The organism is Arthrobacter sp. Y3222053, from assembly GCF_059092805.1.
Genome location: NZ_JBNHIA010000001.1, coordinates 152507 through 166276, shown reverse-complemented (window position 1 = coordinate 166276; position 13770 = coordinate 152507). Strand labels below are relative to the sequence as shown.

The 13770-nt window shown below is 68.2% G+C and carries 15 protein-coding genes; 10 read left to right on the top strand and 5 right to left on the bottom strand.

What is annotated here, in order from left to right:
- Positions 1–15: 15 nt before the first annotated feature.
- From AC5RUW_RS00795 to AC5RUW_RS00785, 3 genes are read left to right on the top strand one after another with little or no spacing between them, the layout of a single operon-like run.
- Positions 16–804 (top strand): ABC transporter permease, encoded by a 789-nt coding sequence (locus AC5RUW_RS00795; protein WP_494158923.1) that lies wholly within the window; start codon positions 16–18, stop codon positions 802–804.
- On the top strand, positions 801–1574 hold the full coding sequence (locus AC5RUW_RS00790; RefSeq protein ID WP_494158922.1) for an ABC transporter permease: 774 nt from the start codon (positions 801–803) through the stop codon (positions 1572–1574). Before AC5RUW_RS00795 ends, AC5RUW_RS00790 begins: the two co-directional genes overlap by 4 nt.
- Positions 1564–2424 carry an ABC transporter ATP-binding protein gene (locus AC5RUW_RS00785; protein ID WP_494158921.1) on the top strand — a complete coding sequence of 287 codons (861 nt, stop codon included), beginning with the start codon at positions 1564–1566 and terminating at the stop codon, positions 2422–2424. The genes AC5RUW_RS00790 and AC5RUW_RS00785 overlap by 11 nt, the downstream gene beginning before the upstream one ends.
- Before the next feature lie 50 nt (positions 2425–2474).
- Here the strand turns inward: AC5RUW_RS00785 and AC5RUW_RS00780 are convergent, their stop codons facing one another.
- On the bottom strand, positions 2475–3488 hold the full coding sequence (locus AC5RUW_RS00780) for an aldo/keto reductase (RefSeq protein ID WP_494158920.1): 1014 nt from the start codon (positions 3486–3488) through the stop codon (positions 2475–2477).
- A 172-nt stretch (positions 3489–3660) separates the two neighbouring features.
- On the opposite strand from AC5RUW_RS00780, the gene AC5RUW_RS00775 reads away from it, so the two are divergent.
- From AC5RUW_RS00775 to AC5RUW_RS00760, 4 genes are all read left to right on the top strand, one after another.
- Positions 3661–4734 carry an ATP-dependent DNA ligase gene (locus AC5RUW_RS00775; RefSeq protein ID WP_494158919.1) on the top strand — a complete coding sequence of 358 codons (1074 nt, stop codon included), beginning with the start codon at positions 3661–3663 and terminating at the stop codon, positions 4732–4734.
- 41 nt (positions 4735–4775) lie between these two features.
- Positions 4776–5327, top strand: coding sequence for an acyl-CoA thioesterase (locus AC5RUW_RS00770; RefSeq protein WP_494158918.1), 552 nt, complete (start codon positions 4776–4778; stop codon positions 5325–5327).
- A gap of 195 nt (positions 5328–5522) precedes the next feature.
- Positions 5523–6056: a hypothetical protein gene (locus tag AC5RUW_RS00765; RefSeq protein ID WP_494158917.1), complete on the top strand. Its 534-nt coding sequence runs from the start codon at positions 5523–5525 to the stop codon at positions 6054–6056.
- Positions 6053–6268, top strand: a complete 216-nt coding sequence (locus AC5RUW_RS00760; protein ID WP_494158916.1) for a hypothetical protein — start codon at positions 6053–6055, stop codon at positions 6266–6268. Before AC5RUW_RS00765 ends, AC5RUW_RS00760 begins: the two co-directional genes overlap by 4 nt.
- 84 nt (positions 6269–6352) lie before the next feature.
- Here AC5RUW_RS00760 and AC5RUW_RS00755 read toward each other — a convergent pair whose 3' ends face one another.
- Positions 6353–8020: a hypothetical protein gene (locus AC5RUW_RS00755; protein WP_494158915.1), complete on the bottom strand. Its 1668-nt coding sequence runs from the start codon at positions 8018–8020 to the stop codon at positions 6353–6355.
- 320 nt (positions 8021–8340) lie between these two features.
- On the opposite strand from AC5RUW_RS00755, the gene AC5RUW_RS00750 reads away from it, so the two are divergent.
- From AC5RUW_RS00750 to AC5RUW_RS00740, 3 genes are all read left to right on the top strand, one after another.
- Positions 8341–9834, top strand: coding sequence for an OFA family MFS transporter (locus tag AC5RUW_RS00750; RefSeq protein ID WP_494158914.1), 1494 nt, complete (start codon positions 8341–8343; stop codon positions 9832–9834).
- Positions 9831–9986: an MFS transporter small subunit gene (locus AC5RUW_RS00745; protein WP_494158913.1), complete on the top strand. Its 156-nt coding sequence runs from the start codon at positions 9831–9833 to the stop codon at positions 9984–9986. Before AC5RUW_RS00750 ends, AC5RUW_RS00745 begins: the two co-directional genes overlap by 4 nt.
- 131 nt (positions 9987–10117) lie before the next feature.
- Positions 10118–11152, top strand: coding sequence for an NAD(P)-dependent alcohol dehydrogenase (locus AC5RUW_RS00740; RefSeq protein WP_494158912.1), 1035 nt, complete (start codon positions 10118–10120; stop codon positions 11150–11152).
- A 44-nt stretch (positions 11153–11196) separates the two neighbouring features.
- Here AC5RUW_RS00740 and AC5RUW_RS00735 read toward each other — a convergent pair whose 3' ends face one another.
- The 3 genes from AC5RUW_RS00735 to AC5RUW_RS00725 form a co-directional block, all read right to left on the bottom strand.
- The gene (locus tag AC5RUW_RS00735; RefSeq protein ID WP_494159539.1) at positions 11197–11877 is read right to left on the bottom strand and encodes a DUF6318 family protein; all 681 of its coding nucleotides are present in this window, start codon (positions 11875–11877) and stop codon (positions 11197–11199) included.
- A 110-nt stretch (positions 11878–11987) separates the two neighbouring features.
- On the bottom strand, positions 11988–12662 hold the full coding sequence (locus AC5RUW_RS00730; RefSeq protein ID WP_494158911.1) for a DUF6318 family protein: 675 nt from the start codon (positions 12660–12662) through the stop codon (positions 11988–11990).
- A gap of 290 nt (positions 12663–12952) precedes the next feature.
- Positions 12953–13450 (bottom strand): hypothetical protein, encoded by a 498-nt coding sequence (locus tag AC5RUW_RS00725; RefSeq protein WP_494158910.1) that lies wholly within the window; start codon positions 13448–13450, stop codon positions 12953–12955.
- Positions 13451–13770: the final 320 nt, after the last annotated feature.

Below are 13770 nucleotides of genomic sequence, written 5' to 3'. Positions count from 1 at the left end.
CCTCGGAAAGCGCCCATGAACCTCACCTCCCGTCGGCTGGCCGGGCCCGCGCTGGGCCTGGCCGGCATCCTCGGATTCCTGCTGATCTGGGAGCTCGTGCCCCGGCTCGGCATCGTCAACCCCACCTACCTGCCGCCGGCGTCGCAGGTGCTGGAGGTCTTCCTCGGCAACCTCGGGCTCGCCGCCTTCTGGCGGGCCGTCGGCCAGACCATGACCGGCTGGGCCCTGGGCCTGCTGATCGCGTCCACCGCCGCCGTCGTCCTCGGACTGCTCATCGGGTCCAGTCCGTTCCTGCGCCGGGCCACCCACTCCACCATCGAGTTCCTGCGCCCGGTGCCCTCGGTCGCGCTGATTCCGCTGGCCGTGCTGCTGTTCGGCATCCACCTGGAATCCACGCTGCTGCTGGTGGTCTACGCCTCCTTCTGGCAGGTGCTGATCCAGGTGCTCTACGGCGTGGCCGACGTCGATCCGGTCGCCGGGAACACCGCCCGCAGCTACGGGCTGGGGCGGCTGGCCCGCATCCGGTACGTGGTCTGGCCGACCACCCTGCCGTACCTGATGACCGGCATCCGGCTGGGCGCCGCGGTGGCGCTGATCCTGGCCGTGACCGCGGGGCTGCTGATCGGCACACCCGGCCTGGGCAACGAGATCACCCGCGCCCAGTCCGGCGGCGCCGTCGCCCAGATGTACGCGCTGGTGCTCACCGCCGGGGTGCTGGGCATCCTGATCAACGCCGGCATGCGCTTCATTGAGCGGCGGGCCCTGGCCTGGCACAGCTCGGTCCGTTCGGAGGTGGCCCTGTGAAAATGATCCGTACCGCGGGCTACGCCCTCGGCCTGCCGCTGGCGCTGATCCTGATCTGGTGGGCCGCCACGCTCGGCTCCACGAGCTTCTTCGTGCCCAAGCCGGGCGAGCTGGCGACCACCCTGGTGGACGTGTGGGTGGGGGAGCGGTTCTTCCAGGACATCCTGCCCAGCGTGGGCCGGCTGCTGCTGGGAGTGGCGCTGGCGATCCTGCTCGGCGTGGCCCTGGGCACCGCCATCGGCACCATCCGCTGGCTGCGCAGCCTGCTCGAACCGCTGCTCGAGTTCTTCCGCGCCATTCCGCCGCCGGTCCTCATCCCGGTGCTGATGCTGCTCATCGGCGTCAACAACCAGATGAAGGTGGGCGTCATCGTGATGGGCTGCATCTGGCCGGTGCTGCTGAACACCATCGAGGGCGTCCGCGCCGTCGACGGGACCCTCAGCGACACCTCCCGCACCTTCCGCATCTCCGGGGCGGCCCGTCTGCGGTACCTGGTGCTGCCCAGCGCCGGCCCGCAGATCATGGCCGGTGTGCGGCAGAGCCTGTCGATCGGCCTGATCCTGATGGTGATCAGCGAGATGTTCGCCTCCAGCGAGGGCCTCGGGTTCACCATCGTCCAGTTCCAGCGCAGCTTCGCCATCCCCGAGATGTGGAGCGGCATCGTGGTCCTCGGCCTGATCGGCGTGGCCATGTCCCTAGTTTTCCAGTGGTCCGAACGGCGCATCCTCGCCTGGTACCACGGCCAGAGAGAGGTTGAGCATGCAGAGTAACGTTACGAACCCCGACGGCGCGGCGCTGCTCTCGGTCCGCGGCATCCAGAAGGTCTACAAGGTCGACGGCGGTGAGCTCGAGGCGGTCCGGAACCTCACCTTCGACCTGGCCGACGGCGAACTGGTCTGCCTGGTCGGGCCCTCGGGCTCCGGCAAGACCACCCTGCTGAAGATCATCGCCGGCCTGATGGCCCCGACCTCCGGCGAGGTGCTGCTCGAATCGAAGCCGGTGACCGAACCGCCCAAGGACATGGCCGTGGTCTTCCAGGAGTACGGGCGCAGCCTGTTCCCCTGGATGACGGTCCGGGCCAACGTGGAGCTGCCGCTGAAGAACGCCCGGGTGCCCAAGGCCGAGCGCGACCGGCTGGTCGAGGAGGCGCTGGCCGCCGTCGGGCTGGCGCACGTGCCGCGCAGCTACCCGTGGCAGCTCTCCGGCGGCATGCAGCAGCGCGTCGCGATCGCCCGCGCCGTCGCCTATCAGCCCAAGGTGCTGCTCATGGACGAGCCGTTCGCTGCCGTCGACGCCCAGACCCGCGCCGACCTGGAGGACCTGGTCCGCAAGGTCTGGAAGGACCTGGGCGTGACCATCCTGTTCGTCACCCACGACATCGACGAGTCCGTGTACCTGGGGCAGCGGGTGGTGGTGCTCTCATCCTCGCCGACCGTGGTGCAGGAGGACATCCTGATTGATCTTCCGGCCGACCGGGACCAGCTCACCACGCGTTCACTGCCCCGGTTCGTCGAGCTTCGGAACCACGTCTACGAGCAGATCCAGATCGCCAAGGCCGGTGCCCGGACCGGGGCCGGCACCGGGAGCGCGCCGGCAGCCGAGGCAGCCGCCGGCGCATGATCCCCGGCCGCCGGGACCGGCGGCCGGATAGGCGGCGGAGCGGGCAGGTGCTAGCGGCCTGCCCGCTCCGCCGTGAACTCCTCGGTGTCGACGTCGGCCTGGGCGGCGTCCGAGTAACGGGCGCCGCGCACGGTGTGCTGGTTGATCAGGTGGCCGGCACGGCGCAGCACCGACTCGGGAAGGTCCAGGTGCGCGGCCGCCATGTTCTCCGTCAGGTGCGCCGTGTCCGTGGTGCCCGGCAGGGCGATCACGTGGCTGCCCTGGTCCAGCACCCAGGCCAGCGCCAGCTGGGCGGGGGTGACGGCGGCCTGCCGGGCGAGCAGTTCCAGTTCCTCCACCAGGTAGAGGTTGGCGGCGAAGTTGGTGCCCTGGAAGCGGGGCATGCCGCGCCGCAGATCCGCTTCGAGCAGTGTTCCGGGATCCCGCAGCGCGCCGGCCAGGAAGCCGCGGCCGAGCGGGCTGAACGCCACGAACGCGGTGCCCAGCTCCTGTGCGGCCTGCAGCACCCCGAGCTCGGGGTTGCGGGTCCACAGCGAATACTCGTTCTGCACGGCGGCGATTGGATGCACGGCGGCCGCCCGCCGCAGCGTCTGCGCCGAGACCTCGGATAGGCCGATGCCGCCGATCTTGCCTTCCCGAACCAGCTCGGCGAGAGCGCCCACGCTGTCCTCCACCGGAACCGCGGGGTCCAGGCGGTGCAGGTAGTAGAGGTCCAGATGGTCGGTGCGCAGCCGGGCCAGCGCCTGCTCGGCGGTGGCCCGGATCGTCTCCGGCCGCCCGTCGATCACCCTGCGGCCGCCGAGGTCGGTCATGCCGCATTTGCTCGCCAGGAAGTACTCGTCGCGGCGCGGCCCGAGGACCTCGCCCACCAGCGCCTCGTTGGCCGTGGCACCGTAGATCGCGGCGGTGTCGAAATGCCGCACCCCGTTGTCCAGCGCGTGGAGCAGCAACCGGGCGGCGTCCTCACGCGTGAGTGGCCGGCCGTAGGCATGGTTGATGTTCATGCACCCCAGGCCGATCGCCCCGACGTCCCGCTGCCCTATGGTGCGGCTGCCAGCAGCCATGAAGTCCCCGTTTCCGGACCCGCGGTCCTGTTGCGGTGCAGATGTGATCGTTCCTCCCTTGATAGCACGCGGGACGCCGGCCGGACATGTACGCGCGGTCCGCCGTCGCCCCGGTGCCCAGGGACGGGTGGCTAGACTGCCCGCAGAGGTTCCGCCGATTGGAGACGCTGCCATGGATCTGCCCGTGATGCCCCCGCTCGCTCCCATGCTCGCCAAGGCCGTGGCCCGGGTTCCGGCCGGAAACTACGGCTATGAGCCCAAGTGGGACGGGTTCCGGACCATCGTGTTTCGGGACGGCGGCGAGGTGGAGATCGCCAGCCGCAACGGCCGGGCCATGAACCGCTACTTTCCGGAGCTGGAGGAGGCCTTCCGCCGGCTGCTGCCGGTGCGGTGCGTGGTGGACGGGGAGATCGTGCTGATCGACGACGCCGCCCGTCGGCTGGACTTCGACACCCTCCAGCAGCGCATCCACCCTGCCGCGAGCCGGGTGCGGAAGCTGGCGGAGGAGACGCCGGCGGCCTTCGTCGGCTTCGACCTGCTCGCCCTCGGGGACCGCAGCCTGCTCGCGGAACCCTACGAGCGCCGTCGGGCCCTGCTGGCCGAGACCTTCGCGCAGCTGCCGCCGCCGCTGTACCTCACCGCCGAGACCCGCGACCGGGCGGTCGCCGAGGAGTGGTTTGACAGCTTCGAGGGCGCGGGGCTGGACGGGGTGCTCGCGAAGGCCCTGGACGCGCCGTACGAACCGGGCCGGCGGACCATGCTGAAGATCAAGCACGAACGCACCGCGGACTGCGTGCTGGCCGGTTACCGGACACACAAGAACGATCCGAAGGCCGTCGGTTCGCTGCTGCTGGGCCTGTTCGACGACGACGGCGCGCTGGTGCACGTGGGCGTCGCGAGCTCCTTTCCCATGCCGCGGCGTCGGAAGCTGTTCGAGGAGCTGCAGCCGCTGGTCACCGACGCGGCCGGGCATCCCTGGGCGCCGGCCGAGCAGCAGACCGGCACCCGCACGCCGCGCAACGCCGAGGGCAGCCGCTGGAGCGGTGACAAGGACCTGTCCTTCACATTCCTGCGTCCGGAACGGGTGGTGGAGGTCAAGTACGACCACATGGAAGGCGAGCGGTTCCGGCACACGGCCCAGTTTCAGCGCTGGCGGCCGGACCGGGACCCCGGGTCCTGCACCTACGCCCAGCTGGAGGAGCCCGTGCGGTACGACCTGGACGATGTCCTCAGAACCGGCGCGTAACGATGCTTGCCAGCTATGTTACTGCTCAGTAACATAGCGGCATGCACCTGCTCCTGCGCACCATCCTGACTCTGCTCCGCTCCCGCCGCCGACCTCCGCTGGATGTATTCGGGGTCTCCTCCGTGCCCATGCGGGTGCTGCCGACCGACATCGACGTCGCTATGCACGTGAACAACGGAATGTACCTGTCCCTGATGGACCTGGGCCGGTTCGACCTGATGGCCCGCAGCGGGCTCTGGAAGACCATGCGCCGCCGCGGCTGGACGCCCGTGGTGGGCAACGAGACCATCAGCTTCCGCAAATCCCTGCAGCTGTGGCAGCGGTACAGCATTGAAACCCGGATCATCGGCTTCGACGAAAAGTCGATCTACTTCCAGCACCGCATGGTGGTGGACGGCGAGGTTTACGCCGAGGCGCACGTCGCCGGCCGGCTGGTGTCGAAGAAGGGCCCGGTGAGCAACGATGAGATCTTCGAAGCCGCGGGCCGTCGGCCCCCGGCCGAGATGGTGCTGCCGGAATGGATCAAGGACTGGCGGCTCAACGTGGCCCTGCCCTCCACCCGCAAGCCGGCACCGCACACCTGGATGTCCTGAGCTGCCCGGGAGGCCTGCTCTCCCGAGGCGGTCGGTTGTGAGGTGCTGTCGGCCCGTTCCTGAACGTCTGCCGGGAACGGCCGGTCCGGCGTCCTGCTCTGGTGCCCGCACGTTCCGGCGACTACGTTGGGCGGCGCGGGTTACCGCCCGCTCCTTTCCCGGAAATCCCCGTCCAACGGAAGCCAGGAGCCTCATATGTCCAGTCTGTTCGCCCGCTCTGTCCACGACCTCACCGCCGCCGCATGGTTCGGCGGCTCCCTGATGGGGGCCGTCGGCCTTAACGGCGCAGCCGCCGAAGCCAAGGACCCGAGGGAACGCACCCGCCTCTCCAGCCTCGGCTGGAAGAAATGGGCCCCCGTGCAGTCCGCTGCGATCTTCGCGCATATCGCCGCCGGACTTCCCCTGATCTGGGACAACAAGGGCCGGCTCGCCAATCAGCAGGGCGTCGCCGCCTCCGCTGCCGTCAAGACGCTGGTAACCCTGGCTGGCGCCGGGGTGACCCTCTACGCCGGCATCCTGGGCGGCAAGGTCGAGAAGCTCTCCGAGCAGGGCGCCGAAGGCGCAACCGAGCCCTCGCCGCACGCCTCCGACGAGCTCAAGGCCGCGCAGAAGCAGCTCAAGATCCTGCAGTGGATGATTCCGGTGTTCTCCGGCACCGTCGTCGTCCTCGGTGCCCAGCAGGGCGAGCAGCAGCGTCCGACGCAGGTCAAGAAGGGCCTGTTCCATTGAGCGGAGGCGACCGCGCCCGGGACCCCGAGGACGGCGCCGCGCGAGACCCCGACGGTGAGGGCGCTCCCGAAGACCGCACCTGGGCCGGGGAGGGCGGCGCCGAAGGCGGCAGCCGGGACCGCGACGCCGGCGGCCCGGCTGAGGAGGACGTCAATCCGACGGGCGAGAAGGACCCGGGCGACAACCCTCCGTTGCCCCGCGAGTGGAACTAGGCTGGTCGCGGACACGCAGAAGGGGCGGATGCTGAGCATCCGCCCCTTCTGTTGTGTCTGGCCGGGAGTCCGGGCGTTCTCGGGCTAGTGCTGGGCCCGGCGGCGTCCGCCGAGCATCAGGACCAGCGGAATGGCCAGCAGCACCAGCGGGATGATGACCGCCAGGACAGCGGGGGAGGTGAAGATCCCGCCGGGCGTCATGGCGGAGGTGCGCTCCATCATGGTGTTGGCGCCGTCGGAGATTTCACCGTTGCCGCCGGCGAGGGTCTCGGTGCCCTCGGCGAGCGTCTCGGTGCCTTCGGCCAGGGTGGCGGCGCCCTCGTCGAGGTCGCCGGTGCCCGTGCTGAGCGTCTTGGCCCCGTCGTCGAGCTTCACGATGCCCTGATTCAGGGTGTCGCTGCCGGTCATCAGTCGGCCCGTGCCTTCGGAGAGGGTGCCGGCTCCGGTGGCGAGCTTCTGGTTTCCGGCGGCCAGGGTGCCGGCACCGGTCTGCAGGGTGTTCAGGCCGGTGGCCAGGGTGTTGGCTCCGGCGGCCAGCTGTCCGTTGCCGTCGGCCAGGGTGTAGGCACCCGACTCGAGTGTCTTGATGCCCGTATTCAGGTTGGTGGCTCCGGCGGATAGGTTGCCTGCACCGGCATAGAGCTCTGCGATTCCGTTAGCTGCGTTTTGGGCGCCTGCGGCGAGAGCCGGAGCCCCCTCCTCCGGGTGGTTCAGCTGAGCGAGACCGCCTGCCACCAGTCGCGATCCTGTAAGGAGGCCGGGTGAGCCGTCGGACTCGTCCTTCAGTCCTTGGTCAATGGTGTGAACGACCTCGGAAAGCCCTTCCAGCTTGACGGCGGCAACACGAAGACGGGCGGCACCGTCATTCAGTGCCTTGATGTCCTCGCCAGTGGGCAGCGTGAGCCCAGGGAACGAGATGGGAAGCCCGGCGACGGGTTCCAATTGCTTAGCAAGCGCCTCCAGCTGATCCGCGGCTGCAATAAGGTCCCTTGCCCCTTGGGAGTCGCCCGACGCGCGGTCAATGGCAACTTGACCCGCTACAGAGGACTCGCCAACGCCGGGAACTTGCGGAGTATTCAGGCCAGCGTACATCCGCTCTATTCCGGCATTGAGTGCAGCGGCGCCAGGAGCCAGTTGCTTGACGCCGTCCGCGGCTTTGGCTGCGCCTGCAGCCAAAGTAGGGGCGCCCTCAGCCAACGGCTTCATCTCCGTGTAGAGCTGGTTGGCGCCGGCAGCCAGCTGGTCCGAGCCTTCCCGCGCGTTGGTGGCACCGGCGGCGAGCTGCCCGGCGCCGTCGGAAGCGCTGGCAGCACCGGCGGCGAGCTGCTGGGCGCCGCTGTTGGCGCTGGCGGCACCGGCGACGAGCTGGCCGGCGCCGTCGGCGGCACTGTTCGCGCCGTCAAGCAGCTGGGCCGCCCCGTCATTTAGATCCACAGCGCCGTCCTTGAGGGACTGGGCTCCGGTGCGGGCCGTGCCGAGGCCGTTCGACACGGTCTGGGCGCCGTCGTCGACCTTGGTGGCGCCGGCGGAGAGCTCGGCCGCGCCGTCCCGTGCCCGGGCCGCGCCGTCGCGCAGCTCAACAGACCCATCGGAGGCACGTTCGGCTCCTTCGCTCAGCTGCGTCGCTCCGCTGGCAACCTGGTTGCTGAACAGCACGAAGAAGGCCAGCAGAAGGATCAGGAACAGGGCGAGAAGGCCCGTCAGAATTGCATGCGGCCGGCTTGAAGCGCGGCCGGAGGTGGAACTCGTCATTGATATTCCCCATTTGCTGTGAGTGATGCGAGTGGCCAAGAGACCAGGTGCGGCAGGCAGCGCAAGCCGTCCGCCTTTGAGCTCAGGGAGCTTTCCGCAGCGCAGGAAAATCGTGCGGCATACCCCCGGAATGTGATGTCCGTTACATCTAAGCTACTGATGGGTAACAAATCAAGGGCTCCGGAAAAATTTGTTACCGGCGGGTAGGTTGCTTCCCCTAGGCGTTCCGAAAGCCCGAAAGGTGTGTCGGCGCTTTGCTCTCCTGCCCGCGTAGGCAATGCTTCTGACCCAACGATTGCGCCTCGGACAAGGGAGTTTCGATGAGCTGGCTGGACAGGGACAGGACCATTGCGCCGCCGGGATATAACCGCTGGCTGATACCGCCGGCGGCGCTGGCGGTGCACCTGTGTATCGGGCAGGTCTACGCGACCAGCGTCTACAAGACGGCGCTCGTGGACTACTTCGACGCATCGCTGACCCAGATCGGCGTGATCTTCTCGGTCGCCATCGTGATGCTTGGCCTCTCGGCCGCCGTCATGGGCACCTGGGTGGACAGCAACGGTCCCCGCAAGGCGATGTTCGTCTCCGCCGTCTTCTGGTCCGGCGGGTTCCTCGTGGGTGCCGCCGGCATCTTCACCGGCCAGCTCTGGCTGCTCTACCTCGGATACGGCGTCCTGGGCGGCATCGGCCTGGGCATCGGCTACATCTCCCCGGTGTCCACCCTGATCAAATGGTTCCCCGACCGGCCCGGCCTCGCCACCGGCATGGCCATCATGGGCTTCGGCGGAGGCGCGCTGATCGCCAGCCCGCTCTCCTCCGCCCTGCTCTCGCTGTACGACCCCAACTCCGGCACCCCGGGCTGGGTGGCCAGCGGCGACGCCGTCGGCAAGCTTTTCCTGACCTTCGCCGTGGTGTTCCTCGCCTATATGCTCTACGGGGCATGGAGCATCCGGGTGCCCGCCGCCGACTGGAAGCCCGCAGGGTTCGACCCCGCCAAGGTGGCCTCCAAGCCGCTGGTGACGACGGCGCAGGTCTCCGCCTCGAACGCGGTGCGGACCCGCCAATTCTGGCTGGTCTGGATCGTGCTGTTCTGCAACGTGACCGCCGGGATCGGCATCCTGGAGCAGGCCGCGCCGATGATCCAGGACTTCTTCCGCCAGCCCGACGGCGCGTCCCTGGTCACCGCGGCGGTCGCCGGCGGTTTCGTGGGCCTGCTGTCCATCGGCAACATGGCCGGGCGCTTCGCCTGGTCGGCCACCTCGGACGTGATCGGCCGCAAACGGATCTACATGGTCTACCTCGGCGTCGGCGCGGGCCTCTACGCAGTGCTGGCGCTGTTCGGCAACGCCAACACCATCCTGTTCGTGCTGCTGGCCTTCGTCATCCTCTCCTTCTACGGCGGCGGGTTCGCCACCGTTCCGGCCTACCTGCGGGACCTGTTCGGCACATTCCAGGTCGGTGCGATCCACGGCCGGCTGCTCACCGCATGGTCGGCCGCCGGCATCGCCGGGCCGCTGATCGTCAACGGCTTCCTGGACTCGCAGGGCACCCCCGGCGAGCTCACCGCCGGCGCCTACCGCCCGGCCCTGCTGACGATGGTGGCACTGCTGGTCATCGGCTTCATCGCGAACCTGCTGATCAGCCCGGTGGCCGCCAAGTACCACGAACCCCAGAAAAACCGCCCGGACGCTGACGACGCAGGCGGCGGTCCGGCTCCTGCCGACGTCGGGACCGGCCCCGGCACGACGACGGCGGCGGGAGAGCCGCAGTCCGCCGACGGCGCGGGCGCGCCGGAGAGGGAGGGAAACCGATGAACGCGCAGATGAACCATTCCGGGGACGACGGCCGACCGGAACACGGCGGGGCCGTCCGCGCCCAGCTGGTCGGCAGCTGGATCCTCGTGGGCGTGCCCCTGGGGTACGGGGTGTTCCAGACCCTGACCCGGGCGGCGGCCCTGTTCGGCTGACGGGAGCGCTTCGAGGGGGCCCGCCCCTGTGGCTGCCGCTGTCCGGGTGCAACCATTAATCAGCGAGTCACCAGCCAGCGACCCATCCACGACCGCGCCGGTACGCCCGGCACGGAGATCAGGAGAACGCCATGAAGGCTCTGCAGTACCGCACCATCGGCCAGCCGCCCGAAGTGGTGGAGATCGAAACTCCGGAGCCGGGGCCCGGGCAGGTGCGGCTGAAGGTCACCGCCGCCGGAGTCTGCCACTCGGACTCGTTCATCATGTCGCTTCCCGAAGACCAGTACATTTACGGGCTGCCGCTCACCCTGGGGCACGAGGGAGCCGGCGTCGTCGACAAGCTGGGCGAGGGCGTGGAGTATCTGGAGCTTGGAACGTCCATGGCGGTCTACGGGCCGTGGGGCTGCGGCCTCTGCTACGAATGCGCGCAGGGGCGCGAGAACTACTGCGTCAACGCCGCCAAGTACGGGATCCTGCCGCCCGGGCTCGGCTCGCCCGGAGCGATGGCGGAGTACATGATCGTCAACAGCCCCCGGCACCTGGTGCCGCTGGGGGACCTGGATCCCGTGAAGAACGTGTCCCTGACCGATGCCGGCCTGACCCCGTACCACGCGATCAAGGGCTCGCTGGAGAAACTGCACGCCGGCGCGACGGCCGTCGTCATCGGTGTGGGCGGGCTGGGGCACGTTGCCATCCAGATCCTGCGGAGCATGACCTCGGCGCGCGTGATCGCCCTGGATGTCAGCGAGGAGAAACTGACCTTTGCCACCGACGTCGGCGCTCACCAGGCCTTCCCCTCGGAGCCCGGGGCTGCGGTCGCGGTCCGGGAGGCGACCAACGGTGAAGGAGCGAACGTGGTGTTCGACTTCGTGGCGAACCAGGCGACGATGGACCTGGGGCAGGCGATGATGCGGGCGCAGGGCGATCAGGTGCTGGTGGGTGTGGGCGCCGGGACCCTGCCGGTCGGGCTCATGGCCGCACCGTATGAGACGAGCATCCGGTCGCCGTACTGGGGCTCGCGGTCTGAGCTGTACGAGGTGCTGGACCTGGCGCGCGGCTCGGGTATCGACGTGCACACCGAGGTGTTCTCGCTGGACAACGCCCCGGAGGCGTACGAGAAGCTGCACAACAACCAGCTGCTCGGGCGTGCGGTGATTGTGCCGTAGCTGCGGCCGCGTCGGGCCAGGCGGAAGGAGAGGGGTGGGAGAGGTCAGTCAAAGGCCACGCCCGGCGGGCCTTCGGGCACGTCGAGCGTCACCACGTTCTCGGCAATCCACCCGGTGGCCGTGTAGCGCGCCGCCATGCCCTGCAGGACGGGCCATTCCGTGCCCTCGTCGGTACCCAGCAGGACCCGGCCCGGTGCGTAGTACTCGATGTCGTCCTGGTTCAGGTTGACGTAGGCGACGTAGTGGCCGGCGTCGAGCTTTTCGAACTCAGACCATGAGTAGTTGATATCGACGTCGCCTCCCGTCATCCAGTCGTCGTCGCGGTAGCCCATCGCCACCCCTTCGGCCACGCGGCTTGCGACCTGGCAGTTGGGTCCGCTGATTCCTTGCAGCGGGCCCGCATCCCCCGTCTCGTAGGCATAGTTGACCAGCGCGTACCAGTACTCCGCGAACGCGAGCAGCCCCTCTTCAGTCTCGGGCCGTGCCTCCGCAGGCATTTCGGGAAGCCGTACGTTCAAGGCAGCACCCCGCGCGGTTCCGGGGCTGTACTTGGGGGTTGGACTGGATGAAGGTGTGGGTGTCGGCGTTGACGAGGTCGCTGCGGAAACTCCTGCCGGGACGGGCGAAGGGTCCTGCTGCGCCGATGGCGCCGTCGAGCCACAGGCGACTGTCCCCAGTAGTATCAGTGCTGCTGCGGCGCTGAAACCTGTTCGTCGGACCAACATAACCACCCCCGGGTGGGCCACTGCCCGGGGATCGATCCGGGCGACTGCAGCTGAGGGTATGGTGTGCGGCGTGCTTGCGGGCTGTGTCCACAGCAGGTATTTGTGGCTGCTCACCCGAGCGTGACAACATTTTCCGCTATCCACGCTCCAGCAACGTAGCGGCACTCCAAGAGCTGCGCGAAGGACAAATCCGGGCCCGGGCTTGTGGAAAGGCGCCCCTCGGGGGAGTGAAACTCGAGGTCGTCTTGCATGATGTCGACGACTGCCTGATACCGGCCTTCAGCCGTCTCAACGAAGGTGCTGCTGGCTGCCTTGACGCTGATTTGTGCGCCGGCCATCCAATCGTCGTTCGCGAAGCCATCTCCCACTTGGGTGACAACGAAGTTACACATCGTGCACCGCGGTCCGCCGACCGCCTTCAAAGGGCCAACATCCCCGGTTTCGTAGGCGTAGTTAACGAGGGCGTACAAGTGCCGGGCGAAGGCTTCCAAGCCTTCCTTCGTTTTCTCCTTCGCGATCTCGGGACTGAGCGGCAGAGGGACGTTCTGCGCCGGGCCGGCAGCAGAGGCGGGGCTGTAGGCCGCTGAGGGCCTGGGAGGTGGCGATGGAGTAGGGGAAGCGGACTTGGAAATGGTGGCGGAACCACCCGACTGGCTTGTCGTCGGTTCTTCTGCATCGGCGCCGCGGTCGGCACAGGCAGCGCTGCCCAACAGCAGCAAGGATGCCAGGCACGGGACGGCCAATTGCCGGGCAATAGAAGAGCAGCCCGTTGAACGCGAAGACATCGCTACCCCCGAAAGGAAACAGGACCGCCAAGCTGAGCCTTGACGGTCAGAGACTGCCGCTCAGAATACGCAGGACGCCTACGAACTCCACCGTATTCGGGGCCCTGTGCAACCGATACCCGCTGGAGGTAGTTCAGATGCGGGCTCTGCAGCGGGGCGGAAAGGGAGGAGCGGCGTCGATGGTATCGGGACCCGCCGCCGAACCGCCGCCACCGACCGCGGCGTCTCCGACTGCGCAGGAACCGGTGGGGGTCGCCCCGTGGCGTGTGGTCAGACCTAGCCAGCGTCGATCAGCAACCGATGCCGGAGGGATTGGTGATGCAGTCATCGGCGACGTTGCGTGATTCGGAGCGCCAGATGCTGACGGTCTGCGCCGGTGTGGAGACGGTGGCCCGGCCATCGATGGGGATCATGGGGCCGCCGTTGACGGAGTATTCGCCCGAGAAGTAGGTGGTGACGGACACGGGGTAGTCCCCGGTGCGTGTATAGACATGGCTGGTGGGCGTTTGTTCTCCCCATCGGTCTTCAGGCAGGGGGCCGCCGGGGACAGGGCTGGGGCCGAAAGAGGTGCCGTCCCCGTAGAACCACTCGAACTCAGTGGGAGTGGCGACGATGCGCAGGTTCTGCCCGAGGAGCTCCATGTCAAAAACCTGCTCGGCGGCGTCCACGAACATGTTGGTGTGCATGCCGACCAGGGAGTGGGGGCCGGGCTGAATGGTCACAGTGCTGGCAGCGAGGGGGCGTTGCTGGAACTCGGAAAGAATGACCTCGGCGATGCGTTGGCTCACGTCACCCGGGTCCTCCGTGTAAACGCAGCTGGGGCCTCGGTAGGGGCGCCAGAGAGCAGGGTCAGATAGTTTGGACCCGCGGTACCACTGGACCGCACGGCCGCCAGGGGCTGCGTCGCAGCGTATGCCCAAACCGCTGAAGCACTCCAGGTACCCGATGTCGCCCTCCCAACAGAGCAGCTCATGCCTGTAACCGTAGGGATCGTCTGCAATTCCTACCGGTACATCTACGAAAAGACCGGTCTCGGGATCCTGATCCCAAACCTTGGCAGACACCCCATCATCAAAAAAATCGGTGTCGTGTTCGGGCGCGGCTGTTG

Excerpts from the sequence above, each read along its gene's own strand:
- AC5RUW_RS00795 (WP_494158923.1), top strand. The coding sequence starts at position 16 with ATGAACCTCACCTCCCGTCGGCTGGCCGGGCCCGCGCTGGGCCTGGCC.
- AC5RUW_RS00785 (WP_494158921.1), top strand. The coding sequence starts at position 1,564 with ATGCAGAGTAACGTTACGAACCCCGACGGCGCGGCGCTGCTCTCGGTC.
- AC5RUW_RS00780 (WP_494158920.1), bottom strand. The coding sequence starts at position 3,488 with ATGGCTGCTGGCAGCCGCACCATAGGGCAGCGGGACGTCGGGGCGATC.
- AC5RUW_RS00775 (WP_494158919.1), top strand. The coding sequence starts at position 3,661 with ATGGATCTGCCCGTGATGCCCCCGCTCGCTCCCATGCTCGCCAAGGCC.
- AC5RUW_RS00770 (WP_494158918.1), top strand. The coding sequence starts at position 4,776 with ATGCACCTGCTCCTGCGCACCATCCTGACTCTGCTCCGCTCCCGCCGC.
- AC5RUW_RS00765 (WP_494158917.1), top strand. The coding sequence starts at position 5,523 with ATGTCCAGTCTGTTCGCCCGCTCTGTCCACGACCTCACCGCCGCCGCA.
- AC5RUW_RS00755 (WP_494158915.1), bottom strand. The coding sequence starts at position 8,020 with ATGACGAGTTCCACCTCCGGCCGCGCTTCAAGCCGGCCGCATGCAATT.
- AC5RUW_RS00750 (WP_494158914.1), top strand. The coding sequence starts at position 8,341 with ATGAGCTGGCTGGACAGGGACAGGACCATTGCGCCGCCGGGATATAAC.
- AC5RUW_RS00745 (WP_494158913.1), top strand. The coding sequence starts at position 9,831 with ATGAACGCGCAGATGAACCATTCCGGGGACGACGGCCGACCGGAACAC.
- AC5RUW_RS00740 (WP_494158912.1), top strand. The coding sequence starts at position 10,118 with ATGAAGGCTCTGCAGTACCGCACCATCGGCCAGCCGCCCGAAGTGGTG.
- AC5RUW_RS00735 (WP_494159539.1), bottom strand. The coding sequence starts at position 11,877 with ATGTTGGTCCGACGAACAGGTTTCAGCGCCGCAGCAGCACTGATACTA.
- AC5RUW_RS00730 (WP_494158911.1), bottom strand. The coding sequence starts at position 12,662 with ATGTCTTCGCGTTCAACGGGCTGCTCTTCTATTGCCCGGCAATTGGCC.